Origin of the sequence: Shigella sp. FC1661 (genome assembly GCF_001712525.1) — a bacterium.
GTDB classification, from domain to species: domain Bacteria; phylum Pseudomonadota; class Gammaproteobacteria; order Enterobacterales; family Enterobacteriaceae; genus Escherichia; species Escherichia coli.
In genome coordinates, this window is record NZ_MDGW01000262.1 from 1 (window position 1) to 2,341 (window position 2,341).

Here is a 2,341-nt window from a genome sequence, read left to right on the forward strand (position 1 = left end):
CGCTTCACCGGGACGTATACCGGAGCTGATGCGCGATCTTGCAAGTATGGGACAACTTGTGAAATTACCGACGAGAAGGGGAAGGGCCTTCCCGAGAGTGGTAAAGGAGAGGCCCTGGAAATACCCCACAGCCCCGAAAAAGAGCCAGTCAGTTGCTTAACTGACTGGCATTACAGATGATTGGGGCCATTTTTGTTTTATTAGTGGCCTGGTTATTCCTGTCACAATGGATTCGCATTACCGTTTTTGTGGTTGCCATACTGCTATGGCTGAACGTACTTACCCTGGCGGGACCAAGTTTCTCCTTGTGGCCAGCCGGACAACCGACGACCACTGTAACAACGACGGGTGGTAACGCAGCGGCAACCGTTGCGACGACGGGTGGCGCACCGGTAGTGGGTGATATGCCCGCACAAACTACACCGCCAACAACGGCGAACCTTAACGCCTGGCTGAATAATTTCTATAACGCGGAGGCGAAACGTAAATCGACCTTCCCGTCTTCGCTGCCCGCTGATGCTCAGCCATTTGAACTACTGGTGATTAACATCTGTTCGCTTTCCTGGTCGGATATAGAAGCCGCCGGGTTGATGTCGCATCCACTGTGGTCGCATTTCGATATTGAGTTCAAGAACTTTAACTCCGCCACCTCCTACAGTGGCCCGGCGGCGATCCGTTTACTGCGCGCCAGCTGCGGGCAGACTTCGCACACTAATCTGTATCAACCGGCAAATAACGACTGCTATCTGTTTGATAACCTTTCGAAACTGGGCTTTACCCAGCACCTGATGATGGGACATAACGGCCAGTTCGGCGGTTTTTTGAAAGAAGTTCGCGAAAATGGCGGCATGCAGACTGAATTGATGGATCAAACAAATCTGCCGGTTATTTTGCTGGGCTTTGATGGTTCGCCGGTTTATGACGATACCGCCGTGCTTAACCGCTGGCTGGACGTTACCGAAAAAGATAAAAACAGCCGTAGTGCCACGTTCTACAACACGCTTCCACTGCATGACGGCAACCATTATCCGGGGGTCAGCAAAACAGCGGATTACAAAGCGCGGGCGCAGAAATTCTTTGATGAACTGGACGCCTTCTTTACTGAACTGGAGAAATCGGGTCGTAAAGTGATGGTGGTCGTGGTGCCGGAACACGGCGGCGCGCTGAAGGGCGACAGAATGCAGGTATCTGGCCTACGTGATATCCCTAGCCCGTCTATCACAGACGTCCCCGTTGGGGTGAAATTCTTCGGCATGAAGGCACCACATCAGGGGGCACCGATTGTCATCGACCAACCGAGCAGCTTCCTGGCTATCTCCGATCTGGTGGTTCGCGTTCTTGATGGCAAGATTTTCACCGAAGACAATGTTGACTGGAAAAAACTCACCAGTGGGTTGCCACAAACAGCACCGGTCTCCGAGAACTCAAATGCAGTAGTTATTCAATACCAGGATAAACCGTACGTTCGCCTGAACGGCGGCGACTGGGTGCCTTACCCGCAGTAAGCACGAAAAAGGCCGCAGAGTTTAACCTCTGCGGCCTGATCCGGGCGCAAATTGCCATTACGGCAGCCTGACGCCCGCATGACACGTTACTTCCGCTTATTCAGCCAGTTCACGATCATACTGGCAAGAATGCCAGCAATGACCGGAGCCGCTAAATCATGCCAGAAGGCCATGCCCAGTTCTGCGAGCGTCATATAGCCGCCTGTGTTGTAATGCCAACGTTTCGCGGCTATTCTTGAGTTGTTTGGGTTCAAGATTAGCCCCCGTGATGTTGTCAGGTGCATACCTGCAACGTGCGGGGGTTTTCTCTCTCCAGCAACCAATGCCACCAGGGATAAAGCCCCCGCAACATTGCGCCTCACCGGAACCCTTTCGGCTTGCCGCTGATTTTACGATTGCTTTTTACTGTCAGCACCCGGCAATCTTCCTCATTGCGCGATGCCTTCCAGCTTAATTTCTAGACTGGCCCCCAGAATCTCCAGACAACCAGTATCACTTAAATAAGTGATAGTCTTAATACTAGTTTTTAGACTAGTCATTGGAGTACAGATGATTGATGTCTTAGGACCGGAGAAACGCAGACGGCGTACCACACAGGAAAAGATCGCAATTGTTCAGCAGAGCTTTGAACCGGGGATGACGGTCTCCCTCGTTGCCCGGCAACATGGTGTAGCAGCCAGCCAGTTATTTCTCTGGCGTAAGCAATACCAGGAAGGAAGTCTTACTGCTGTGGCCGCCGGAGAACAGGTTGTTCCTGCCTCTGAACTTGCTGCCGCCATGAAGCAGATTAAAGAACTCCAGCGCCTGCTCGGCAAGAAAACGATGGAAAATGAACT

General features: G+C 52.2%; 2 protein-coding genes and 2 pseudogenes. 3 read left to right on the plus strand and 1 reads right to left on the minus strand.

Annotated elements, in window-relative coordinates; genetic code table 11:
- Positions 1 to 160: pseudogene (locus tag BFF42_RS15110) on the plus strand (IS4 family transposase); the annotation flags it as partial.
- Between the two features lie 13 nt (positions 161 to 173).
- Positions 174 to 1,505 (plus strand): annotated as a pseudogene (gene bcsG / locus BFF42_RS15115) (cellulose biosynthesis protein BcsG); the annotation flags it as partial.
- Positions 1,506 to 1,591: 86 nt separating this feature from the next.
- Here bcsG and BFF42_RS15120 read toward each other — a convergent pair.
- The gene (locus BFF42_RS15120) at positions 1,592 to 1,699 is read right to left on the minus strand and encodes a type I toxin-antitoxin system toxin Ldr family protein (RefSeq protein WP_001295224.1); all 108 of its coding nucleotides are present in this window, start codon (positions 1,697 to 1,699) and stop codon (positions 1,592 to 1,594) included.
- Between the two features lie 355 nt (positions 1,700 to 2,054).
- On the opposite strand from BFF42_RS15120, the gene BFF42_RS15130 reads away from it, so the two are divergent.
- The coding region (locus BFF42_RS15130; protein ID WP_000567737.1) for a transposase at positions 2,055 to 2,341 on the plus strand (287 nt) is incomplete at its 3' end.